Source organism: Pseudolysinimonas sp., from assembly GCF_049651805.1.
Lineage (GTDB): Bacteria > Actinomycetota > Actinomycetes > Actinomycetales > Microbacteriaceae > Pseudolysinimonas_A.
The window spans coordinates 97761-120509 of sequence record NZ_JBASCU010000048.1; the positions used below are offsets into that span (position 1 = coordinate 97761).

At 67.7% G+C, this 22749-nt stretch carries 26 protein-coding genes and 1 pseudogene; 18 read left to right on the top strand and 9 right to left on the bottom strand.

Going from position 1 to position 22749, the window contains the following annotated elements; genetic code table 11:
* Positions 1 to 16: 16 nt before the first annotated feature.
* Positions 17 to 1051 carry a class II fructose-bisphosphate aldolase gene (gene fbaA / locus WBL06_RS12170; RefSeq protein WP_424456427.1) on the bottom strand — a complete coding sequence of 345 codons (1035 nt, stop codon included), beginning with the start codon at positions 1049 to 1051 and terminating at the stop codon, positions 17 to 19.
* 95 nt (positions 1052 to 1146) lie between these two features.
* On the opposite strand from fbaA, the gene glpX reads away from it, so the two are divergent.
* On the top strand, positions 1147 to 2142 hold the full coding sequence (gene glpX / locus WBL06_RS12175) for a class II fructose-bisphosphatase (protein ID WP_424456429.1): 996 nt from the start codon (positions 1147 to 1149) through the stop codon (positions 2140 to 2142).
* Between the two features lie 71 nt (positions 2143 to 2213).
* The gene (locus tag WBL06_RS12180; protein WP_424456431.1) at positions 2214 to 3017 is read left to right on the top strand and encodes a DUF1206 domain-containing protein; all 804 of its coding nucleotides are present in this window, start codon (positions 2214 to 2216) and stop codon (positions 3015 to 3017) included.
* A 45-nt stretch (positions 3018 to 3062) separates the two neighbouring features.
* On the opposite strand, the gene WBL06_RS12185 is transcribed toward WBL06_RS12180, so the two are convergent.
* From WBL06_RS12185 to WBL06_RS12205, 5 genes are all read right to left on the bottom strand, one after another.
* Complete coding sequence (locus WBL06_RS12185) at positions 3063 to 4034, bottom strand: bile acid:sodium symporter (protein WP_424456432.1); 972 nt, start codon at positions 4032 to 4034, stop codon at positions 3063 to 3065.
* A complete protein-coding gene (locus WBL06_RS12190) occupies positions 4031 to 5758 on the bottom strand; it encodes an AMP-binding protein (protein WP_424456434.1) in 1728 nt (575 codons plus the stop codon). The genes WBL06_RS12185 and WBL06_RS12190 overlap by 4 nt, the downstream gene beginning before the upstream one ends.
* Positions 5759 to 5870: 112 nt before the next feature.
* Positions 5871 to 7523 carry a SulP family inorganic anion transporter gene (locus WBL06_RS12195; RefSeq protein ID WP_424456436.1) on the bottom strand — a complete coding sequence of 551 codons (1653 nt, stop codon included), beginning with the start codon at positions 7521 to 7523 and terminating at the stop codon, positions 5871 to 5873.
* Positions 7520 to 7882, bottom strand: coding sequence for an ArsR/SmtB family transcription factor (locus WBL06_RS12200; protein WP_424456438.1), 363 nt, complete (start codon positions 7880 to 7882; stop codon positions 7520 to 7522). The genes WBL06_RS12195 and WBL06_RS12200 overlap by 4 nt, the downstream gene beginning before the upstream one ends.
* A 79-nt stretch (positions 7883 to 7961) precedes the next feature.
* Positions 7962 to 9350: a DNA recombination protein RmuC gene (locus tag WBL06_RS12205; protein WP_424456439.1), complete on the bottom strand. Its 1389-nt coding sequence runs from the start codon at positions 9348 to 9350 to the stop codon at positions 7962 to 7964.
* Between the two features lie 93 nt (positions 9351 to 9443).
* Between WBL06_RS12205 and WBL06_RS12210 the strand changes: the two genes are divergently transcribed.
* The 3 genes from WBL06_RS12210 to ppsA all read left to right on the top strand — a co-directional run bounded on the left by WBL06_RS12210 (position 9444) and on the right by ppsA (position 13866).
* Positions 9444 to 10937 carry a CoA-acylating methylmalonate-semialdehyde dehydrogenase gene (locus tag WBL06_RS12210; RefSeq protein WP_424456441.1) on the top strand — a complete coding sequence of 498 codons (1494 nt, stop codon included), beginning with the start codon at positions 9444 to 9446 and terminating at the stop codon, positions 10935 to 10937.
* Between the two features lies 1 nt (position 10938).
* A complete protein-coding gene (locus tag WBL06_RS12215) occupies positions 10939 to 11412 on the top strand; it encodes a hypothetical protein (protein WP_424456443.1) in 474 nt (157 codons plus the stop codon).
* Positions 11413 to 11487: 75 nt separating this feature from the next.
* The gene (gene ppsA / locus WBL06_RS12220) at positions 11488 to 13866 is read left to right on the top strand and encodes a phosphoenolpyruvate synthase (protein WP_424456445.1); all 2379 of its coding nucleotides are present in this window, start codon (positions 11488 to 11490) and stop codon (positions 13864 to 13866) included.
* Here ppsA and WBL06_RS12225 read toward each other — a convergent pair.
* Entirely contained in the window at positions 13863 to 14453 is a 591-nt protein-coding gene (locus WBL06_RS12225; protein ID WP_424456446.1) for a 3'-5' exonuclease, read from the bottom strand. The genes ppsA and WBL06_RS12225 overlap by 4 nt on opposite strands.
* Positions 14454 to 14526: 73 nt before the next feature.
* Between WBL06_RS12225 and ychF the strand changes: the two genes are divergently transcribed.
* Positions 14527 to 15600 (top strand): redox-regulated ATPase YchF, encoded by a 1074-nt coding sequence (gene ychF / locus WBL06_RS12230; RefSeq protein WP_424456448.1) that lies wholly within the window; start codon positions 14527 to 14529, stop codon positions 15598 to 15600.
* A 63-nt stretch (positions 15601 to 15663) separates the two neighbouring features.
* Here the strand turns inward: ychF and WBL06_RS12235 are convergent, their stop codons facing one another.
* Complete coding sequence (locus WBL06_RS12235; RefSeq protein ID WP_424456450.1) at positions 15664 to 16164, bottom strand: hypothetical protein; 501 nt, start codon at positions 16162 to 16164, stop codon at positions 15664 to 15666.
* A gap of 108 nt (positions 16165 to 16272) precedes the next feature.
* On the opposite strand from WBL06_RS12235, the gene WBL06_RS12240 reads away from it, so the two are divergent.
* The 12 genes and pseudogenes from WBL06_RS12240 to WBL06_RS12295 all read left to right on the top strand — a co-directional run bounded on the left by WBL06_RS12240 (position 16273) and on the right by WBL06_RS12295 (position 22444).
* Positions 16273 to 16497: a hypothetical protein gene (locus WBL06_RS12240; RefSeq protein WP_424456452.1), complete on the top strand. Its 225-nt coding sequence runs from the start codon at positions 16273 to 16275 to the stop codon at positions 16495 to 16497.
* A 50-nt stretch (positions 16498 to 16547) separates the two neighbouring features.
* Positions 16548 to 16733 (top strand): hypothetical protein, encoded by a 186-nt coding sequence (locus WBL06_RS12245; RefSeq protein WP_424456454.1) that lies wholly within the window; start codon positions 16548 to 16550, stop codon positions 16731 to 16733.
* Positions 16733 to 16942 (top strand): hypothetical protein, encoded by a 210-nt coding sequence (locus WBL06_RS12250; RefSeq protein ID WP_424456455.1) that lies wholly within the window; start codon positions 16733 to 16735, stop codon positions 16940 to 16942. The genes WBL06_RS12245 and WBL06_RS12250 overlap by 1 nt, the downstream gene beginning before the upstream one ends.
* Before the next feature lie 46 nt (positions 16943 to 16988).
* The gene (locus WBL06_RS12255) at positions 16989 to 17180 is read left to right on the top strand and encodes a hypothetical protein (protein ID WP_424456457.1); all 192 of its coding nucleotides are present in this window, start codon (positions 16989 to 16991) and stop codon (positions 17178 to 17180) included.
* A 24-nt stretch (positions 17181 to 17204) separates the two neighbouring features.
* The gene (locus WBL06_RS12260) at positions 17205 to 17663 is read left to right on the top strand and encodes a hypothetical protein (protein ID WP_424456459.1); all 459 of its coding nucleotides are present in this window, start codon (positions 17205 to 17207) and stop codon (positions 17661 to 17663) included.
* A 63-nt stretch (positions 17664 to 17726) separates the two neighbouring features.
* A complete protein-coding gene (locus tag WBL06_RS12265; protein ID WP_424456461.1) occupies positions 17727 to 19241 on the top strand; it encodes a hypothetical protein in 1515 nt (504 codons plus the stop codon).
* Between the two features lie 78 nt (positions 19242 to 19319).
* Positions 19320 to 19553 carry a FitA-like ribbon-helix-helix domain-containing protein gene (locus WBL06_RS12270; RefSeq protein ID WP_424456463.1) on the top strand — a complete coding sequence of 78 codons (234 nt, stop codon included), beginning with the start codon at positions 19320 to 19322 and terminating at the stop codon, positions 19551 to 19553.
* A gap of 2 nt (positions 19554 to 19555) precedes the next feature.
* On the top strand, positions 19556 to 19966 hold the full coding sequence (locus WBL06_RS12275; RefSeq protein ID WP_424456465.1) for a type II toxin-antitoxin system VapC family toxin: 411 nt from the start codon (positions 19556 to 19558) through the stop codon (positions 19964 to 19966).
* A gap of 51 nt (positions 19967 to 20017) precedes the next feature.
* Positions 20018 to 20971 (top strand): L-lactate dehydrogenase, encoded by a 954-nt coding sequence (locus tag WBL06_RS12280; RefSeq protein WP_424456467.1) that lies wholly within the window; start codon positions 20018 to 20020, stop codon positions 20969 to 20971.
* 29 nt (positions 20972 to 21000) lie between these two features.
* Positions 21001 to 21465, top strand: a pseudogene (locus WBL06_RS12285) (DUF2461 domain-containing protein); the annotation flags it as partial.
* Between the two features lie 49 nt (positions 21466 to 21514).
* Entirely contained in the window at positions 21515 to 21988 is a 474-nt protein-coding gene (locus tag WBL06_RS12290; protein WP_424456492.1) for a hypothetical protein, read from the top strand.
* A gap of 3 nt (positions 21989 to 21991) precedes the next feature.
* Positions 21992 to 22444: a hypothetical protein gene (locus WBL06_RS12295; RefSeq protein ID WP_424456469.1), complete on the top strand. Its 453-nt coding sequence runs from the start codon at positions 21992 to 21994 to the stop codon at positions 22442 to 22444.
* On the opposite strand, the gene WBL06_RS12300 is transcribed toward WBL06_RS12295, so the two are convergent.
* Positions 22441 to 22704, bottom strand: a complete 264-nt coding sequence (locus tag WBL06_RS12300; protein WP_424456470.1) for a hypothetical protein — start codon at positions 22702 to 22704, stop codon at positions 22441 to 22443. The two genes, WBL06_RS12295 and WBL06_RS12300, sit on opposite strands and share 4 nt — an antisense overlap.
* Positions 22705 to 22749: the final 45 nt, after the last annotated feature.

Here is a 22749-nt window from a genome sequence, read left to right on the forward strand (position 1 = left end):
GCGGGCGTGTCGAGACCTACTTCGAGCTGATCGACTTGCCGGCGCTGCCGAGCTGGTGCGTCGCGCTCGTCACACGAGCGGCCATCGCGGTCTCGGCGAGCTTGCCCCAGGCGCGCGGGTCGTAGATCTTCTTGTTGCCCACCTCGCCGTCGACCTTGAGCACCCCGTCGTAGTTCTTGAACATGGTGTCGGCGATGGAACGAGTGAAGGCGTACTGGGTGTCGGTGTCGATGTTCATCTTGATGACGCCGTTCGCGACGGCCTCGGCGATCTCGGCATCCGTCGAGCCGGATCCGCCGTGGAAGACGAGGTCGAGCGGCTTCGCGGCGGTGCCGTACTTCGCCGCGATACCGGCCTGGATCTCACCGAGCAGCTCCGGACGCAGCTTCACATTGCCCGGCTTGTAGACGCCGTGCACGTTGCCGAAGGTGAGCGCCGCGATGTACCGGCCCTGTTCGCCGAGACCGAGGGCTTCGACGGCCGCGGTCACGTCGCCGAGCGTCGTGTAGAGGGCCTCGTTGCTGCCCTCATGCTGCACGCCATCTTCTTCGCCGCCGACGACGCCGATCTCCACCTCGAGAATCGCGTTGATCGCCTTCATGCGCGGCAACAGGTCTTTCGCGATCTCAAGGTTCTCGGCCAGCGGCACCGCCGAGCCGTCCCACATGTGCGACTGGAAGATCGGGTTGCCACGGGCCTTCACCTGGGCCTCGGACGCCGCGATGAGCGGCTCGACGAAGCCGCCGAGGGCGTCCTTCGGGCAGTGGTCGGTGTGCAGCGCCACCGTGATGGGGTAGTTCTTGGCCACCTCGGTGGCGAACGCGGCGAACGCGAGCGCGCCCGCCGCGCGGGCCTTGACGGTCTGGCCGGCGAAATAGTCGGCGCCGCCGGTGGTGACCTGGATGATGCCGTCGGACCCGGCGTCGGTCAGACCCTGCAGCACCGCGTTGATCGTCTGCGACGACGAGACGTTGATCGCCGGAAACGCGAACCCCGTCTTCTTGGCGGTGTCGAGCATCTGGGCGTACTGATCCGGGGTTGCGATAGGCATGCGTCGAGCCTACCGACGCTCGATAGGCTGGCTCCACGCCCTCTTCCGCCACCGGGGGCCACCCACCCCTCCGATTCGAGTTTGAGGACACCCCTATGGCGGACGACGACCCCGGCATCCTGTTCACCCAGCCTGACCGCAACCTCGCGATGGAGCTGGTGCGGGCGACCGAGGCCGCCGCCATCCGGGCGTTCCCGTACATCGGGCGCGGCGACAAGAACGGCGCCGACGGTGCAGCCGTGGATGCGATGCGCAAGTTCCTCGGCACCGTCGATTTCGCGGGCACGGTCGTCATCGGTGAGGGCGAGAAAGACGAGGCGCCGATGCTGTTCAACGGCGAGGTCGTCGGCAACGGCAACGGCCCGGCGTGCGACATCGCGGTCGACCCGATCGACGGCACCTCGTTGACGGCCGCCGGGCGCAGCCACGCGATCTCGATGATCGCCGCCGCCGACCGGGGTTCGATGCTCGACGCCTCGAGCGTGTTCTACATGGACAAGCTCGTCACCGACGCGACCGGCATCGGGGTCGTCGACATCCGGAATCCGATCGGCGAGAACATCCGGGCTCTGGCGAAGGCGAAGGGCAAGGCGCTCGACGAGATGCTCATCGGCGTGCTCGACCGGCCCCGGCACGAGCAACTGATCGACGACATCCGGGCGGCCGGCGCGGGCACCCGGCTGCTGCTCGACGGCGACGTCGCCGGCGGAATCAACGCGGCGCGCTACGACAGCCGCCTCGACATGTGCGTCGGCATCGGCGGCAGCCCCGAGGGCGTCGCGACGGCGTGCGCGATCAAGGCATTGGGTGGCTTCATCCAAACGGTGCTCGCCCCGCAGACGGATGCCGAACGCGAGAAGGGGGCGGCCGCCGGGTTGCGCTTCGGTGAGGTCTACGAAGCCGACGACCTGGTGAAGGGCGACAACACGTTTTTCGTCGCGACCGGGGTCACCGACGGGGCGCTCGTGCGCGGCGTCGAGCGTAAGGGTCCGATCATCCGCACCGAGAGCATCGTGCTGCGGGCCCGCTCCGGCACCATCCGGCGCGTCACCGCCGACCACCTCGTGCAAAAGTGGCTCGGCGAAGACTGACGATTCACGCATCGAATCGGTCGTAAGGCAAGGGGCTCCCGGCCCCGGCTGTGCGCTGCCACTGTGTGGACATGAGCGCGAACGCACGATCGGCTGCGGCCCACGCGCAGCGGCCCCAGGCGGCGCAGATCGCGGCTCGGCTCGGGTACGCCGTCAACGGGCTGCTCAACGCCACGATCGGCGCACTCGCGTTGGGGATCGTCGGTGTGGCTTCGGGCGGCGAGGCCGATCCGAACGGTGCGCTCACCAGCCTTGCGCGTGGTCCGGGCGGACTGGTGTTGATCTGGATCATCGTCGTGGGAATGCTCGCGCTCGGCCTCTGGTATCTCGCGTCCGCCATCCGGGAGAACGGGACTAACCCGCGCCGTCGGCGACTTGCGAGGGCGAGCCTGATCGCCAAAGGTGTCGCCTATCTCGTCATCGCCGCCTTGGCTTGCGGGGTCGCGATCGGCGGCGGCGGGGGCGGCGAGTCGGAGGAAGATTTCACGGCGGGGCCACTCGGAACCCCCGGGGGCGTGGTGCTGGTGGTCGTGGTCGGACTCGCGGCGCTCGCCGTCGGCGGCTACCTGATCGCCAAGGGGCTCAGGCGCACCTTCCTCGACGACCTGAACCTTCCCGCGGGCGCGGTGGAAACCGCGACAACCTTGCTCGGGGTGGTCGGCTACGTCGCGCGGGGCATTGCGATCGGGGTGGTCGGCATCCTGTTCATCGCGGCCGCCGTTACCGCCGACGCATCGCACGCGGGCGGGCTCGACAAGGCGCTCGCGCGTCTTGCCGCTCTTCCGTATGGTCAGGTCGCGCTCGTGGCGATCGGGGTGGGCTTCATCGCCTACGGCGTCTACGGTGTGGCGCGCGCACGGTTTGCGAGACTCTGAGTCGGGTGACTCTGAGTCAGGTGACTCTGCGCACCACGACCGCCGTCACAGGAGGTTTGGGATCTTCTGCTCGGCGGCGAGATTCGCGCGCCGGAACACGAAGGTCACGAACGTCGAGATGATGACGATGAACAGCGAGTAGAGCGCCGGCACCAGCAGCAGCAACCCGAGCTGCGGGCTGCCCTGGAAGCTGAGCGCGAGGATCGCGATCGCCAGAGGCCCGTTCTGGATGCCGGTCTCGAGCCCGATCGTGCGGGCGTTCGCGGGATGGATCCGGAGCGCCCGCGCGATGAAGTAGGCGACCACGATTCCGACCAGGCCCAGCGCGATCGCCACCGCGAACACCTGCCACGGCGTCGCCACCAACAGGATCCAGTTGCGCGGAACCCACGTTGCCATGAGGAAGACGATGAAGAACACGCCCATCAGGCCGCCCATGAGCTCGAGGATCGCGCCGATGTTCGCGCTGTAGCGCCGGATCAGCATGCCGAAGATCACCGGCACGAGCAGGATCGCAAGGGTCACCACGATGTTCAGAATCGGGATCTGGAGGTCTGAGTCAGCGGGGAGCACCTGGCTGCCGTAGGCGACGAGCAGCAGGGGCGTCATCAAGATGGCCCACAGTGTCGAGTTCGTCGTCATGATCACGCTGAGGGCGAGGTTGCCCTTCGAGAAGTACGTGAAGATGTTCGACGTCGTTCCGGCCGGCACGCATCCCATGAGCAGGGCGCCGACCGCGACGGGCAGCGCATACTCCTGCGGCAACTGCAGGATGAGAGTCACGACCAGCACGTAGGCCAGAAGCGGCATGATGCCGAACTGGGTGATGAAGGCGATCAACAGCCCCCACGGGCGGCGGAGCGCCGAGCGGAAGTCGCGCGGGGTCAGCCCCGCCCCGAGGCCGAACATGATCACGAAGACGAGGCCGACGAGCAGGTTCTGCTCGAACGCCGTCACGACCTCGTGGTCGGCGGGCGGCCCCTCCAGAAGCGGGAGCATCAGGGGTGCGAGGGTCATGATGCGTCCTTCCGCGAGGTGGTGGCTGATTCGGTGAGGGTGCGTAGCTCGCGCCGCAGGATCTTGCCGATGGGGCTCTTGGGCAGTTCGTCGACGAAGACGACGCTGCGGGGCACCTTGTACGCGGCGAGGTGTTCGCGGCAGTACGCGAGGATGTCGGCCTCCGTCGTGGCGGGGGATCCGGCGACGACGTAGGCGCGCACCGCCTCGCCCGTCTTGTCGTCGGGCACCCCGATGACGCCGACCTCGGTCACGCCGGGCACTGCGGCGATCTGCTCCTCGACCTCGTTCGGGTAGACGTTGAAGCCGCTGACCAGCACCATGTCTTTCTTGCGGTCGACGATCGTGAAGTAGCCGTCGGCATCCATGACGCCGATGTCGCCGGTGTGCAGCCAGCCGCCCTTCAGCGTGTCCTTCGAGTCGGCGTCGCGCTGCCAATAGCCCTGCATGATCTGCGGGCCGCGGGCGATGATCTCGCCCGGTTCGCCGACGGCGACCGGCTTGTCATCGTCGCCGACGCACCGCAGGTCGGTAGACGGCACCGGGATGCCGAAGGTGCCGTCTTTGACGGTGCCGCCGAGCGGGTTGAAGCTCAGCACCGGCGACGACTCCGTCAGCCCGTAGCCTTCGACGATCGGGGTGCCGGTGACGGTGCGCCACTTCTCGGCCACCGACTGGTGGAGCGCCATGCCGCCGGCCGCCGACGCCACGAGGTGGCGGGGCGGTGTCTCGCTGAACCAGCGCTCGTTGAGCAGGGCGTTGAAGAGCGTGTTGACCCCGGTGAGCCAGGTGATCTTGTAGTTCTCGAACGCGCGTTTGAGGTTGCTCGGTGGACGCGGCGAGGGGATCAGGATGTTGCGCGCACCCCGGTCGTAGAAGCCGAGCAGATTCACCGTGAAGGCGAAGATGTGGTACAGCGGCAGAGCCGTGAGCACGACCTCTTTGCCCTCGCGGATGAACGCGTCGCACATCGCCAGCATCTGCATCGTGTTCGAGACGAGGTTGCCGTGCGAGAGCATCGCTCCCTTCGACACCCCGGTGGTGCCGCCCGTGTACTGGAGCGCGGCCAACGAGTCGGGTCCGATTCCCTCGAGGTAGGCGTCGGAACCGGCGTCGGTGCGACGTTCACGGCCCTGCGTCAGCGCTGCCCGGAACTTCGTGTGTTCGAACGCGATCTTCGGCAGCGACCGGTTCCAGACCTTCTGCACGAGGCGGATGACGCCGGCGACGACCGGCGGGAAGAACTCCGAAATCTTGACGGTGACGACCGTGGTGATCGACGTCGCGGCGAGCACCTCGGGCACCCGGTCGGCGAACATGTCGATGACGACGAGTACCTTGGCGCCGGAGTCGGAGAACTGGTGGATCATCTCCGACGGGGTGTACATCGGGTTGGTGTTCACCAGCACGCAGCCGGCCTTGAGCACCCCGAATGCGACGATCGGATAGCTCAGGCAGTTGGGCATCTGCACGGCGACGCGGTCGCCCGCCTTGAGGCCGACGACCTCGCGCAGGTACGCGGCAAACGCGTCCGCGTGAGCGTCGACATCGCGATAGCGCAGCGACCCGTTCATGCCGTTGGGCATGCACTGGGTGAACGCGATCGCGTCGGCGTGCGCCGTGGATGCCCGGTGCAACAGCTCGGGAAGGTTGCGGTACGGCACAGCCTCGAGTTCGGGCGAGACGCCCGTCGGGTAATGCGCGAGCCAGGGGCGGTCGATCATCGTTGATCCTCACCGTCATCGGGGTCGCCGAAGGCGGAAGCCGACGGCGTTGTCACGCCAGAGCCTAGCCAGGCGGGGTGCCTGGACACGAGGAGTTTTCGCAGCCGAATCCTCAGTCGGTCGCGGCCGCCTCCCGTGCGACGTGGCTGCGAGCGTGGGCGATCGCGGCCGGGAGGTCGTCGAACAGGTGCCGGTGGTCGCGCAGCGCCGCGAGCACGCCGACCGCGCGGAACAACTCGGTGTGCCCTTCCCGCACGCCCTTGATGAGCACCGTGACCCCGCGCCCTTCGAGCCGGTGCACGATCTCGCTCAGGATGTGCGCTCCCGTGGCATCGACGAGTTCGAGCTGCGACATCCGCAGAACCACCACCGATACCCCGTCGAGCGCCGTGACGGCGTCGAGCACCCGGTCGGAGGCGGCGAAGAACAGCGGTCCGTCGAGCCGGATGATCGCGATGCGTTCGTCGCCCGGGTGCGGGTCGCCGACGATCGGCTCACGCTGCACCCCGGTGGCGCGGGCGAGGCTGCGCAGCGCGAACACGCCGGCGGCGAGCATCCCGATCACGACGGCGACGATCAGGTCGACCGAGACGGTGACGATGGCGGTCAGCACGAAGGCGAAGGCATCCGCCCGGGTCGAGCGCAGGATCGAACGCACCGTGGCTGCGTGCACCATCCGGATCGCTGTGACCATGAGCACCCCCGAGAGTGCGGCAAGCGGGATGGTGCCGACTGGTCCGGCGACCACGAGCACGACGAGCAGCAGCACCGCGGAATGCGTGATCGCCGCGAGCCGGGTCGCCGCTCCCGACCGAACATTGACGGCGGTGCGGGCGATGGCACCCGTCGCTGGCATCCCTCCGAACAGTCCCGCCGCGACGGAGGCGAGGCCCTGCCCGACGAGTTCACGGTCGGGGTCGTAGGGGCCGGTGTCGGCCAGTCCGGCGGCGACGCGGGCCGAGAGCAGCGACTCGATGGCGGCGAGGGCGGCGACGGTGAGCGCGGGGAGGAGCAGGCTGCTCAGGGTCGCCGCGTCGAAGTCGGGAAGCGTGGGGGCAGCAAGGCTGTGGGGCAGCGTTCCGATGACGGCCAGTGGGTCGGATACGACCAGGGCCAGCGCGGTGACGACGCCGACGCCGACGAGCGAGCCCGGGATTGCCGGATGCAGGCGGGGGAGCAGCAGCATGCACGCCGCGACGATCGCGACGGCGGCCAACGACCAGAGCAGGTAGCCCGGGTCTGCGGAGGTCAGCGCCGAGAGCGCTGTCACGACCACGTTGCCGTGTGCGACCCCGGTCGCGCCCGAGCCGGTGAGCGCCGGCACCTGCTGCAGGAAGATGATCACCGCGATGCCGAGCGTGAACCCTTCAATCACCGGCCAGGGGATGAACGACACCGCGCGGCCGAGGCGCAGCACGCCGGCGACGAGAACGATGACGCCCGCCATCATGCTGACCAGGGCCACGGCGCCGAGTCCGTGCGACGCGACGATCGGCGCGAGCACCACCACCATCGCGCCCGTCGGGCCCGAAACCTGCACGTTCGACCCGCCGAAGACGGCCGCGACGACCCCGGCGACGATCGCCGTGATCAGCCCGGCTTCGGCACCCGCGCCCGACGAGATGCCGAATCCGAGCGCGAGCGGCAGAGCGACGATGCCGACCGTGAGACCGGCAAGGAGGTCGCGCCGCCACGACCGACGCAAGCCCGCGTAGTCGCGCGGGCTCGGCAGCAGCCGGCGTGCGGCGGCGAGGAACCGGTTCATGGCGTGGCGATGTCGGGGAGGGCGGCAATGCGTTCGAGGTGGTCGGCGTCGGAGGTGAGCACGACGGTCAGTAGGCGCCGGGCCACGGTCAGGAGTTCAGCGACGTCGGGTCCGGTGATGCGATAGAAGACGTTGCTGGCGCGACGGTCGGAGGCGACGAGCCGGTGGCGGCGGAGCACGGCGAGGTGTTGAGAGAGGTGCGACGGCTCGAGACCGGTGTCGCGCTGCAGCTCGGCGACGCTGTGCTCGGCGCCGTCGGCGAGCAGCTCGAGCAGCCGGATGCGCAGCGGATGCGCGAGCCCTTTGAACAGGCCGGCCTTCACTTCGTAGAGGGGCCGCTCGCTGTGGGTGAGTGACATGATGAAACCATCATACCGAGTCGCAGCGGACGGGGTAATGGTGGCGGCATGTGCGGGATGCCTGGGAAGGCACCCGCCCCTAGGCCGTCTTCGGCTTCTTGATCGGGGTGACGCCGTCGGCGGCGAGTCCGAGGTCGAGTTCAGGCCGAGCGATGCCCGTCTCATCCAGCGCAGCCAGTTCGTCGACGACACGCTCGTCGAGTACCGCAGTGAGATCGGATGCCGTCAGCTCGCGCGGCAGCTCGTCGATCTCGACCAGCGGCGGCAGCAGCTTCGAGCTGTCGAGCTGGCTGATGCGGCGGGCCGACGGCAGCACTTGGCGTTCGAACGAGCCGACGAACGCGTTGTAGTCCTTGACGCTGCGTTCGATCGTGCGGCCGAGCTTGTCGACGTGCCCCGCCAGCTTGGTGAGCCGGCCGTACAGCTCGCGGCTGACGTCGAACAGACTCTTCGCCTCCTGCGTCACGACCTCGTGCCGCCAGCTCACGGCGACGGCCTTCAGCACCGAGAAGAGGGTCACGGGCGAGGCGAGGGCGACGTGCTTGCTGAACGCGAACTCCATGACCGACGGGTCGGCTTCGAGGGCAGCCGAGAGCAGCGACTCGCTCGGGATGAACGCGATCACCATCTCGGGGCTTGAATCGAGCCCGTCCCAGTACGACCGCGAGCCGAGGGCGACGATGTGGTCGCGTACCGCCTTGACGTGCTGCTTCATGAGCTGCTCGCGGCGCGCGAGTTCGGCGTCGTTCGCGGTCGGCAGGATCGCGGCGGCGTCGAGGTACGCGTTGAAAGGCACCTTCGCGTCGACCGCGATGCTCTTGCCGCCGGGAAGGGTGACGACCATGTCGGGCCGGGAGGTGCGGCTGTCGATCTTGATGCTCGACTGCACGTCGAAGTTGACGTGCTCCATCATTCCGGCCGACTCCACGACGGCACGGAGCTGGGTCTCGCCCCAGACACCGCGGGTGGCGTTGTTCTTCAGCGCCGACGCGAGCGACTCGGCCGTCGTGCGCAGGCGCTCCTCGGATTCGACGGCGCTCTTGAGCTGCTGGGCGAGCTCGCCGTGCTGCACGCTGCGCTGCTGCTCGAGCTCGGTGACCTTCTGCTGCATCGACGACAGCGACTCCTTGACGGGGGCGAGGGCCTGCAGCACCTTGCTCTCAGCCCGCTCGGCCTCGGCGCGCTGCTCGGTCTCTCGGCGGGTGCGCTCCATCAGGTCGCGGTACTGCTCTTGGGCGCTGCCGAGCTGTTCGCGCAGGCCGGCGAGAGTCGCCTGGGCGGCCGCGAGTTCGCTGCCCAGTTCGGCCCGCACGGCGGCGAGCCGCGACTCGTGCTGCGCCGCGAGCAGCGCGGGGTCGGCGCCCGCGACAGCCTCGGTGCGGCGGGCACGACCGACGAGCACGCCGACGACTGCGCCGAGGGCGAGTCCGACCGCGAGGCCGATGATCAGGGTGAGCGTCGCATCCATGCCTGAAGTGTCCCAAGGGCGACCGACATCCCGGCGTTGCACCCACCGAAAAGCCAAAATGTTCGGGAAATGTCTGGGAGCTAGCCTGTCGGCATGGCTACGACTGTGCTCGATCACTGGGTTTCGGGGGCCGCCTTCACGGGCGCCTCGACCCGCACCGCTCCCGTCTACGACCCCGCCCGCGGCATCGTGCAGCGCGAGGTGCGGCTCGCCTCGGTCGCGGATGTCGACACCGCGGTGCAGGCGGCAACGGCGGCCTTCCCCGCGTGGAGCGAGGCGTCGTGGAACAAGCGCCAGGCGGTGCTGTTCTCGTTCCGTGAGATCCTCAACGCCCGCAAAGAAGAGCTCGCCGCGATCCTGACGAGCGAGCACGGCAAGGTCACCCCCGACGCCCTCGGCGAGATCGCCCGCGGCATCGAGGTCGTCGAGTTCGCCTGCGGCATCCCGCACCTGGCGAAGGGCGAGTACAGCGAGAACGTGTCGACCGGCGTCGACGTCTACTCGGTGCGCCAGGCGCTCGGCGTCGTGGGCATCATCTCACCGTTCAACTTTCCGGCGATGGTGCCGATGTGGTTCTTCCCCATCGCGATCGCGCTGGGCAACACGGTCGTACTGAAGCCTTCCGAGAAGGACCCGTCGGCGGCGATCTGGATGGCGCAGGCGATGAAGGAGGCCGGCCTTCCCGACGGCGTCTTCAACGTCGTGCACGGCGACAAGGAAGCGGTGGATGCGATCCTCACGCACCCTGACGTCGCATCCATCTCGTTCGTCGGCTCGACCCCGATCGCTCGCTACGTGTATGAAACCGGCACGGCTGCGGGCAAGCGCGTGCAGGCCCTCGGGGGAGCGAAGAACCACATGCTGGTGCTGCCCGACGCCGACCTCGACCTCGTCGCCGACTCGGCGGTCAACGCGGGCTTCGGCTCGGCGGGGGAGCGTTGCATGGCGATCTCGGTCGTCGTGGCGGTGGGCGACATCGCCGATGACCTCATCCCGAAGATCGTCGAGCGGATGTCGGGGCTCAAGGTCGGCGACGGCACCCGCGGGTGCGACATGGGCCCGCTCATCACGAAGGAGCACCGCGACAAGGTCGCCGGCTACCTCGACGTCGCCGTCACAGACGGCGCTGAGATCGTCGTCGACGGGCGCGGTATCGAGGTCGATGGCGAGGCCGACGGGTTCTGGCTCGGGCCGACCCTGATCGACAAGGTGCCGACCACGTCGGACGTCTACCTCCACGAGATCTTCGGCCCCGTCTTGTCGGTCGTGCGCGTCGCCACCTACGAAGAGGGTCTGGCCCTGATCAACGGCTCCCCGTACGGCAACGGCACCGCGATCTTCACCAACGACGGTGGTGCTGCCCGGCGCTTCCAGCGCGAGGCGACGGTCGGCATGATCGGCATCAACGTGCCCATCCCCGTGCCCGTCGGCTACTACTCCTTTGGCGGCTGGAAGGACTCCCTCTTCGGCGACACGAAGGCCTACGGCCCCGACGCCATCCACTTCTTCACCCGCCAGAAGGCCATCACCTCCCGCTGGCTCGACCCCTCCCACGGCGGCATCAACCTGGGCTTCCCGACCAACTGACGTGACACCGACTCCCGCCGCGAGCGCTGTCATCGTTGTGGCGGTGGCGAAGCTGCGGGATGCCGGGGTGCCGACCGAAACCCGCGTCGCGACCCTGCGCGGCGCGTTCGGTCGCACGAAGTACCGTGCCGCGGGGGAGGTGTGGCGGGTCGGAGCGCTGTGCCTCGCCGACGACGGGGCCGTGTTCGCCACCGGTGACGTGCTCATCGTGACGGAGCCCACGCATCCGAATCACCGTAACGCGCTCGCCGTCGAGCGCAACGATCGGCGTGCCCAGCTGCGCCGCGCGGGGATCGCGGCCGGCACGACGGTCGTGGTGGACGCGCGGCCCCTTGATCTCGATGCCCCCGAGCCACCATTGGTCGCGACCGCCGACGGCCTCGGCGTGTTCTGGGCGGTGGGGGCGACCCCCGTTCCGCTCGACGCATACCTCGCAGAACGCGTCGAGTTGCTCGTGCACCCCCACCCGCCGTAGACCAAGTGGCTTTAGGCCCTACTCGGGGCGGCGTGGCCTCCGTAGCCTCGGCCCATCCGCACGAGGAGGGCTCGCATGCAGCACGTCATCGATTTCACCGAGATCGGGCTTGTCGACATCCCGGAGGTCGGAGGCAAGAACGCCTCGCTCGGCGAGATGATCCGCGAACTCGGATCGCAGGGGGTGAGCGTGCCGGGGGGTTTCGCGACCACGAGCGCCGCCTTCCGCGCCTTCATCGACGCCAACGATCTGCGCGCGGGGATCGCGTCGGCGCTCGACCGCTACCACGCGGGCGAGACGACCCTTCAGGTCGCCGGTCTCACCATCCGCGACGCCATCCTCGGCGGCAGTTTCTCCGATGCGACGGCCGACGCCATCCGCAGCGCCTATCGCGACCTCGCCGGGGGCAAGCATCCCGTTCCCGTTGCCGTGCGCAGCAGCGCGACGGCCGAAGACCTGCCCGACGCCAGTTTCGCCGGCCAGCAGGAGACCTACCTCAACGTCGTCGGCGAGCACGACCTGCTCGATGCCTGCCTGCGCTGCTACGCGTCGCTCTTCACCGACCGCGCCATCAGCTACCGCGACCTCAACGGCATCGACCAGCTGGATGTCGCGCTCTCGATCGGCGTGCAGCGCATGGTGCGCTCGGATTCCGGCGGCTCCGGCGTGATGTTCTCGATCGACACCGACAGCGGCTTTCCGGATGTCGTGGTGATCAGCGCGGCCTGGGGCCTCGGCGAGACAGTCGTTCAGGGCATCGTCGATCCCGACAAGTACGTCGTCTTCAAGCCGTTCCTCGATGACCCCACGCTGTCGCCGATCATCGAGAAGACGGTGGGCGAGAAGGCGACCAAGATGGTGCTCGGCACCGGCGGAACGGTGCGCACCCGCATCAAGGAGACGACCGCCACCGAACGCGCCCGCCTGGTGCTGAGCGATGAGGAGATTCTCGCCCTCGCCCGCTGGGCGGTCACCATCGAGCGGCACTACGAGCGCCCGATGGACATGGAGTGGGCCAAGGACGGCGTGACCGGCGAGCTCTTCATCGTGCAGGCCCGGCCCGAGACCGTGCAGTCGCGGCGCAGTGCAACCAAGTTCACGGTGCACCGGCTGACCGGCACGGGCGACGTGCTCGTCACGGGTGCGGCGATCGGGGACGCGATCGCCACCGGAACCGCCTGCGTGATCAAGAGTGCAGCCGACATCGAGAAGTTCGTCGACGGCGCGATCCTGGTCACCGAGATGACCGACCCCGACTGGGTGCCGATCATGGCGCGTGCGGCCGGCATCGTGACCGACCACGGCGGTTCGACGAGTCACGCGGCGATCGTGAGTCGCGAGCTCGGCATCCCCGCGATCGTCGGCACCGGATCGGCGACCCGTGACATCCCCGACGGGGCGACGGTGACGCTGTCGTGCGCCGACGGCGATCAGGGGCAGGTGTATGCCGGGGCGTTGCCGTTCGAGACCGAGGAGATCGACCTCGGCGCGCTGCCGGAGACGCGCACCAAGGTGCTCGTGAACGTCGCCACGCCAGCCGCGGCGTTCCAGTGGTGGCGGCTGCCGGTGAGCGGGGTCGGCCTCGCGCGCATGGAGTTCATCATCAACAACCTCATCACCGTGCATCCGATGGCGCTCATCCATCCCGAGCAGGTGACCGATGCCGGCGATCGCAAACGCATCGCCCACCTCACCCGCGGCTACGCCGACCCGCGCGACTACTTCGTCGAGACGTTGGCTCTCGGCATCGCGAAACTCGCGGCTCCGCATCACCCCAATCCGGTGATCGTGCGGATGAGCGACTTCAAGACCAACGAGTACGCCCACCTGCTCGGGGGCGCCGCGTTCGAAGGCTTGGAGGAGAACCCGATGATCGGCTTCCGGGGTGCCTCGCGGTACTACGACCCGCGCTACCGGGAGGGGTTCGAGCTGGAGTGCCGTGCCATCCGCCGGGTGCGCGAGCAGATCGGATTCCGCAACGTGGTCGTCATGATCCCGTTCTGCCGCACCGTTGACGAGGCCGACCGCGTGCTCGAGGTGATGGCGGCGAACGGTCTGTTGCGCGGCGAGAACGGACTCGAGGTGTACATGATGTGCGAGGTGCCCTCGAACGTCGTGCTCGCCGAACATTTCGCGACGCGGTTCGATGGCTTCTCGATCGGGTCGAACGACCTGACGCAGCTCACGCTCGGGGTCGACCGGGATTCGGGGTCGCTCGCGGCCCTCTTCGACGAGCGCGACCCCGCCGTCATCTGGATGATCGCCGAAGCGATCCGCAAGGCCCACGCCGCCGGGATCAAGATCGGCATCTGCGGGCAGGGCCCGAGCGACCACGCCGACTTCGCCGAATTTCTCGTGCGTGAGGGCATCGACTCGATCTCGCTCAACCCCGACAGCGTGTTGAAGACCCTGCCGCGCATCGCGGCGGCGGAAGGGTTGCTCGCGAAGCTCTAGGCGATCGCCGCGGCGGGCGGCTGCACGATCGTGGAGATGCGCACGCCGGAGCGTTCGGTGAGTTCTGCCACATCGATCGCGCCGTAGCGCTCGGCCGCGTGGATGATGATCGCGGCGCAGGCCTCGGCATCCGCGACGGCGTCGTGGTGGGGGAAATCCTCGAACCCGACCGCGAGCGCTACCGACGGCAGCTTGTAGGAGTCGAGCGTGTAGGTGTTGCGGGCGATCTGCAGACTGCAGAAGTAGGAGTACGAGGGCACCGCGAGTCTGGTCGCCGCACACGCCGCCTTGATGACGCCCATGTCGAAGCCCGCGTTGTGGGCGACCAGGTGGTCGTCGCCGGTGAACGCGAGCAGGTCGGCCATCTGGTCCAGCCAGGAGGGGGCATCCATCACCATCTCGGCGGTGATGCCGTGGATGCGGGTGTTCCAGTCGATGAAGTGGTCGTGCCCGAGCGGCGGCCGGATGAACCACCCGATGCGGTCGACGATCTGACCGTCGCGCACCTTCACGAGCCCGACGGAGCAGGCACTTGCCATCGAGGAGTTCGCCGTCTCGAAGTCGATGGCGGTGAAGTCGAGCGGCACATGTTGACTCTCGCACGGGCCTCCGACGCCGCCGGTCGGGCACGCCGCAGGCCGACGGATAGGCTCGTTCCCCGTGGCACTCACCATCGGCATCGTCGGACTCCCCAACGTCGGCAAGAGCACGCTGTTCAACGCGCTCACCAAGAACGACGTACTCGCGGCGAACTACCCGTTCGCGACGATCGAGCCGAACGTGGGCGTGGTGAACCTCCCCGACCCGCGCCTGGAGGTGCTCGCCGAGATCTTCGGCAGCGAGCGCATCCTGCCGGCGACGGTGTCGTTCGTCGACATCGCCGGCATCGTCGCGGGCGCCAGCGAGGGGGAGGGGCTGGGCAACCAGTTCCTCGCCAACATCCGCGAGGCCGACGCGATCGCCCAGGTGGTGCGCGGCTTCGACGACCCGGACGTCGTGCACGTCGCCGGAGTCGTCGACGCGAAGAGCGACCTCGAGGTCATCACGACCGAGCTGGCGCTCGCCGACCTGCAGACCCTCGAGAAGGCGATCCCGCGCTTCGAGAAGGAGGTGCGCGGCAAGAAGCTCGAGCCCGCAGTTCTGGATGCCGCGCTCGCCGCCCAGAAAGCACTTGAGCAAAGCACGCCGCTGTCCCGCGCCGCGGGCGTGGATCTCGCCGCGATCCGCGAACTCGGGCTGCTCACCGCGAAGCCGATCATCTACGTGTTCAACGTCGATGAGGCAGTGCTGGGGGATGCCGCCAAGCTCGCCACGCTCGCGGAGCTGGTTGCCCCGGCGAAAGCCGTCTTCCTCGACGCGAAGCTCGAGTCGGAACTCATCGACCTCTCGCCGGAAGACGCCGCCGAACTGCTCGAGTCGACCGGCCAGACCGAGTCAGGGCTCGACCAGCTCGCCCGCATCGGCTTCGACACCCTCGGCCTCCAGACCTACCTCACCGCCGGCCCCAAGGAGGCGCGCGCCTGGACCATCCACAAGGGCGACAAGGCCCCGGCGGCGGCGGGCGTCATCCACACCGACTTCGAGAAGGGCTTCATCAAGGCGGAGGTCATCTCGTTCGACGACCTCGTCGCGACCGGCTCGATCGCCGAAGCCCGCGCGAAGGGCAAGGCGCGCATCGAAGGGAAGGACTACGTCATGCAGGATGGCGACGTGGTCGAGTTCCGCCACAGTTAGACCGTTGGAGGTGTGCGCAGGGCGTCTCGTCGTGTGGTCCAACACGGTTACGTCAATGACCGTCTAGTTGATCACCGTCTTCAGGTCGAGCCCCCGGAGTTCCTGATGCAGCGCAAGCCTAAGAGCCGGGTCTGTCAGCACTCCGAGCTTTCTCACATCGTCATTTGCGAAGCGTGAGTCGGTAGCAAGTTCCTGATAGGCGCGGAGCAGGGTGCTGGCCCTTTCGGTCGCTTCGAACGAGTCTGGGCCAAAGTCGACGACAGCCGAAGTGGTATTCACTACCGACGCGACGAAGTGGTCGACAATCGGGTTGCCAGTTGGGCTGAGCAACAACTCATCGATCTCCTCACCGCCATTCGCCAACACCCGAGCTTGGATGTCGGCGGTTGCTAAGCGATTGACGAGCGTGCCAAAGACGCCGACTGTGGCCCGGGTGTCTTGGTTGATAGCACCCACGAGCTGCCCGAGCGGCTCGACGGCTTCGGGGTCATCGCGGAGCAGGGCGTCCCGCACAAGCGCGATGAGCTGGTCTGCCCACGCGCCGTAGATTGGGTGCTCTGCCAAGGTTCTCCATCAGTCAGGACGATCGCGCCAGGGGCGTAGCCCCCCCGAGAGTGAAACCTATCCGATGAGATTGACGGCACTCAACGTTGCTTCGGGAGCAACCACCTGATGCCGCTCATGGCTGGCCTCGCCTCCGACATGGAGGGAGCCTTCGGAGCTCAGCTCGCGACGCCGGACCTTCCCGACGCTTCGAGCGGCAAGTTGGTCTCTGGAAACTCGAAGCCGCAGCGTGTGACCAACGTCACCATCACGCAGAACAACCCGGTGAACCGCGATCCGCTGAAGCAGCTCCGCCAGGATTCCGAGATGGTCGCAAACGGCATCTGGGGCTGAACTGAATTCCGGGCCTGGAGGATGTCGCTCGGCATCGCTAACGTTCGACCATGCCATTGATCCCTCAGCAGGACATCCTCTCCGCCGAAGTCACCGGGCCCGACATCGAGACCGCAATCAAGCGATTGAAGGAGAAACTGAAGACATACCCGGACGTCAAGATCGTGTCGATCAGCATGACCTCGGGTGGCCTGTCGATGGGCTACCAGCTCGTCGCTGTCATCGAGACGATCTAATGACCGGCGACGAGCATCCCTACCCGGATCGCCCGTACTCAGATCGACCCGCCGCTCGCCCCAGCGACCCCACCGCGCCGGATGAGGTGTCGGTGTCCCCGGCAGAGGCCAAGAGCGGCGGAGGTTGTGCATTCGTATTTTGGCTGCTGGCGGGCGGGGCATTCGTCCTGTTCCTCATCGGTCAGCTCCTCGAGCTCATCTTCGGTTGACCGTGGCTCCGGCCCACTGTCGCCCGCCGTCGATAGAGTTCCCGCCATGACGAGCAACGAGAAGCTTCTGGACAAGGCCGCGAACTTCTCCTCCCGGGTTCGCTTGGTGCGACGTAGCGGACACCTCGACGGGGACAAGGCATTGATCGAGTCGCAGATCGACGAGCTGGCGACGGCGATCACCGAGCTGGCGCTCTACCTCGCCGAGCGCGACCAGGTACGGCTCACTCAGCCGTAGGCACGGCCGGTCTAGAGTCTCGGCATGGCGACGACGCGGACGACGACTTGGTATTGCGACGCATGTCACGAGGAAATCACCGACATCCATGGCGCGCTCCTCGCCTGGAAGGACGTGCCGACAGAGGTCGGCTTCCAGTCGAGCGACTTCCGCATCGTCCACAAGGGTGGGAAGTGTGACTACGACAACTCGATGGCGACGTGGGAATTGGGCTACGCGCTCGGAACCGACGGACTTGCGCATCTCCTCTACTTCCTCAGCATCGGCCCGCTGAGGGGTCCAAGCCGACCCGAACCGCGCGTCGTCAATATGGATCAGTTTGTCGACATCATCCGACGCTTGCAGACTCCGCAATACGAGGAGGCTCGGCGCTACTTCGGCACGAGCGAGGTCCGTGAGGAGTTTGCCGACGCGAACGAGGTCCTCCCGTACACGCAGCAGGGACTCAGTCGCATCGTTGAGATTGGCCGCGATGACCTCTGAGAAAGATGTCCTTGTTCGACGCAAATGTGGTCGAGTTCCGCTTCAACGTTTAGGGCTGACTGCGTGACCGAGCAAGTGTCGGCCACGGGCCCGACGACCGTGGTGCATTGGTTCATCAAGTTGCCGGACCCCGTCGATCTGCCCGTCGGTCGAGGCTGGCAGACCCCGCCCGACGCTGCCACCGATCGCCTTCAGCTCGTTTCGATCGCTGGTAGGCAACTCGATCGCCCGGACTCGTCCGTGAACGACTACGACGATGCTCGCTCGGCGGCCCTCGTCGCTCTCCCGGGGACCTCGCCGGGGTCGGGCGCATCGACACCCCCGACGAGACCGGTCACCGTCGTCGAGATGGTCGCCGTGTTCTCTCCTGGATTCGAACCCGGCGAGTCCGAACTTAGCGATGCGTTCGATATGGGGGTGGAGATAATTGGCAAAGCCCTCGCTTCCTACGCGCTCGTCACGAAGGACCCGGTCCGGGTCCCGCGGCGAGAGTCCCTTCCGCCGATGATCCCGATCTTCGTCCGCCGTGCGACGAACGAAGATCCCGGCTACCCCGGGGATGAAGGCACCTTCCTGGTCAATCTCGCGAGCACACGGTCTTCGATTCTCCCGAAGGTCGAGGACGCCGCCTGGGAGCGTGCGGCGACCTTCTTCTCTCATGGCGACTACGAGTTCGCCGGATACGTCGCGACCAAACTGTCCGGCTTCCGAGCGATCGACCGGGACGGGGACTACCGCGGGGCGGTGCTCGCGTTCGCCACTGCAGCCGAGATGCTTCTGGACGACGTGCTCCTTCACCTCCTCTGGCATGAGGCGGTCCGTCCCGAGGATGCCGCTCAGATGTTCCTCGATCCGCGTTCCGGCCCGCTGAGCCGTTCCCGCGTGCACCTATCGTCGCGGCTCGGCGGGGACTGGAATCAGGCGGGTACAGGGCCGTTCGCCGCGTGGCATCGCGATGTCGCATCGCTCCGCAATCGTGTTGTCCATGGCGGTTACTCTCCGACGCGCGCCGAAGCGGACGCTTGCCGGACGGCCGCCACGAGTATCGAGCAGTACATTGTCGAGCGGCTCGCCACGGACGCGGTGCGAACCCGGTATCCGCTGACGATCGATGCCATGATCGGTCGCCCGGGGATGGAACGACGGGGGATCTACTCGAAGGGCTTCCAAGCCAAGCTCGACGGATGGGTCGGCGCGGCGCCCCCGGCGGTACTCTTCAAGCGCTGGCGGACGGCCTTGAACGACGAGCGGATGAAGGTCCAGGGTGAGAATCTTCCCGACCTAGCATCGTCTGAGGTTCTCGTTGTTCGGAGGCGCGACGGTGCCACAGAGTGGTGGGCGTGGGATGCTCAGTCGGGTTTCGCGCGTCGTATCGCGGACCGACTGGCTGACCTCAGCCCTGCATTGCGAGTGGGGCTAACCGATCACCTTGCCAATCTTGACGCGAGCCCTCCGGATCAGGATGTCTCAACGAAGGTCGAGGGCCTTGTCGGGGGTACTCCGACCGGAGATTGGATGCTCGCCCATCGCCGATTGCCCTTAGCTGAGGCGATGTTCGACGGGTCGGATTTCTACTAGTACTGTTCCGCTTCAACGGCTATAGGCGAACCAACCGCCCAGTTGCTATCATCGCTGATAGCAACTGGAGGTTCGCTGATGACATCCATCATCGTCCGCGGGCTCGACGAGGCCGTGAAGAACCAGATTGCCGCACAGGCGAAGGAGCACGGGCGCTCCATGGAGGCGGAGGTTCGCGACATCCTCACCAGGGCCGCGCGCCGGCCGCACATCGGTCTGGCGCTTATGAAAGCCGCACAGGATCTCGGCGGCGTCGACGATCTTGCCATTCCTGAGCGCAGCGAGGCCGCGCGGGCGGTGGACTTCGAGTGATCGTGCTCGACACCAACGTGATCTCGGAAGTATTCCGGCCGCATCCCGACGCCAAGGTCGTCGCGTGGCTCGAGTCGCTGTCGGGAGAGGTCTCGATCACAGCCATCACACTCGCCGAACTGCTCGCGGGTGTGCGCCGTCTGCCCGACGGCCGACGCAGGGTCGCTCTCGCCGCGCGGATCGAGGCCGCACTGCAGCCATACCGACGCTCGAGCGCGGTGCTGGCCTTCGACGAGGAGGCCGCCGGCCATTACGCCGACATCTTCGCTGCGCGGGATCGGGCGGGACTGCCGATCAGCATGGCCGACGCCCAGATCGCCGCGATCTGTCGCAGCAACGACGCGGTGTGCGCCACGCGGAACATGAAGGACTTCGTCGGCACTGGAGTCGAACTGGTCGACCCCTGGGCATGACGGGGCCTTCGGCCCTGGCTCTTTCGGGCGCCCACCGGCAGCATGGGGCCCATGGGTGTGATCGAGAATTCCAAGCTCACCGTCGTCGGAGCCGGAAGCGTGGGCACATCGGTCGCCTACGCAGCGCTCATCCGCGGCTCGGCGCGGCACGTCGCGCTCTACGACATCGCGGAGCAGAAGGTCGATGCCGAGGTGCTCGACCTCGCGCACGGAACCCAGTTCACCGGGTCGAGTGAGATCACCGGCGGCTCCGACATCGCGGTCGCGGCGGGGTCGCATGTCGTCGTGGTGACCGCGGGGGCGAAGCAGGATCCCGGGCAGTCGCGTCTCGACCTCGCGGCGACCAACGCGCGCATCCTGGGGTCCCTCATGCCGGAGCTGCTTCAGGTCGCACCCGACGCCGTCTACGTCATCGTCACCAACCCGTGCGACGTGCTCACCGTGCTCGCTCAGCAGGCGTCGGGCCTGCCAGCGAAGCGCGTGTTCGCGTCCGGCACCGTGCTCGACACGTCCCGCCTGCGGTGGAAGCTCGCCCACCGTGCCGGGGTGGCGCCGTCGAGCGTTCACGCCTACATCGTCGGCGAGCACGGTGACTCGGCGTTCCCGCTGTGGTCGCGTGCAACCATCGGCACGGTGCCGATCCTCGACTGGGAGGTCGACGGGCGGCCGAGGATGACGGTCGCCGAACTCGACACGATCGCCGAGGATGTGCGCAACGCCGCCTACGCGGTGATCAAGGGCAAGGGGGCGACGAACTACGCGATCGGCTTGTCGAGCGCCCGCATCGTTGAGGCGATCCTGCGCGATGAGCGGGCGGTGCTCCCGGTCTCGACGGTCCTCGACGGGGTGCACGGAGTGAGCGGGGTTGCGCTCTCGGTGCCGTCGATCGTCAGCTCCGAAGGTGCGGTGCCGATCGGCGGCCTCGACTTCGCCCCAGCCGAGCGTGAGGCCTTCGAGCGTTCCGCCGCCGCGGTGCGTCGGGTCGCCGACGACCTGCGCGGCTGACCGGCTCGGTCGCCGAGTACCCTCGCGCCATGGAGTTCACCGGACTGCATCCCGACGCGGTCGAGTTCTACCGCGAGCTGCGAGATCACAACGACAAGGCCTGGTGGACGGCGAACAAGGCGCGGTATGACGAGCACGTGCGGGCTCCTTTCGAGACGCTCGCCGAACAGCTCGGGGCGGAGCTCGGCCCCGTGAAGATCTTCCGCCCGTACCGCGACGTGCGCTTCTCGGCTGACAAGACCCCGTACAAAGACCACATCGGGATGGTCACGCGCGGGTCGCGCGGGGCGCTGCACTACCTTCAGCTCGGGGCCGACGGGCTGCTCGCCGCGGGCGGGGTCTACGACGCGTCGCCGGCAGCGTTGGCGCGGTTCCGCGGAATCGTCGACGACGTGCGACTGTTCGGCGATCTGGCGGCAACCCTCGACGAGCTCGTCGATCTCGGCTACCAACTCATCGAGACGGATGCCCTCGCGACCGCGCCGCGCGGGTTCCGTATCGCCCACCGTCCGGGATGTCGGTGGCCCGTTTCATCCTGCGCGCATGGAAGACACGACACCTCGCATCGCCGACATCCTCGACCCCTGGCTGACCGCCTACGCTGCCGCTCGCACCGGCCGACGGCGGGAACGCATCCTCGCCGTCGGCGTGCAGGCGCGACGCTGCCTCGAAGCGGAGGCCGACCGGCTCGCGACCGAGCCCGAGCGTCAGATGATCGATCTCGAGCGCGAGTTCGGCACCCCCGATCCGGCGGCTCGGGCGATCGGGTGTGACGGGTTGCCCGACCTCCTGCTGCTGTTGACGACGGATGCCTGGCTGCCGACCGATCCGCAGGACCGCCGGGCGCAGCTCCAGGTTCTCGCAGCTCTCGGGCGCTGGCTGGCCTCGCCGCGCAACGGCTGGTTCGCGTCGTACTGCTCGGTGCTGACGCTGCAGGTGGAGGTCGACCGACGGCGAGCTCTCGATCGCGTGCAGCGCCAAGTTGTGGCAGCAATCCGCCCGATAGAGGATCGTTGAGGCGTGAGCCCCGCGAGCCGGCCCGAGCACGTGCTGCTGCGCGCGATCCGGGTGCTACACGAGCGGGGCGCGCACCGCATCCAGGTCGTCCCGTACTTCTACGCGACAGGGCACTGGCGCTGCTCGATCCTTCTCGATGGGCACCCCCTCGACGCACTGAGGTACACGAACGGAATGGGCTGGCACCTCCCGGGCCTCGAGACTGAGGCGGTTGTCGACGCCGAGCAGGAGGCGGATGCGATCTGGGCGACCCTCACGCCCGACCAACGGGAAGCGGCGGTGCGACCCGACCCTGCCTACGTGGCCTGGTTCGTGGCGCTGCTCGACGCGTGCGGCGACTCGGTACCAGCCCTCTGGGACGACCACCAGAACTACCTCCGCGAGGGGCAGGTGTGGATCGGCGGCGACGCGACTTTTCCACTGCCGCCCGGGGACTCGTTGCGCGGCTACCTCTAGTTCGTGGCCGCTGCCTCGGGCGCGTCCGCGGCATCCGCCCGACGCTCGCGCAGGATGCGCACGATGTGCCACACGTTGATGAGGACGACGGCAGCGTTCACGCCGACCATCGGCCAGGTCTCGACGAGCGCGTTGTAGAGCACGAGCATCACCGATGCGATCGAGTTGATCACCCGCAGCCGCAACATCTTTCCCTGCAGCAGCGAGATCACCAGCAGGCCGGAACCGATCCAGCCGAACACCTCGATCCAGACATCCACGGCGTCGACCCTCTCCGGTGCGCGGCGACGGCGTCGCGACCGGGA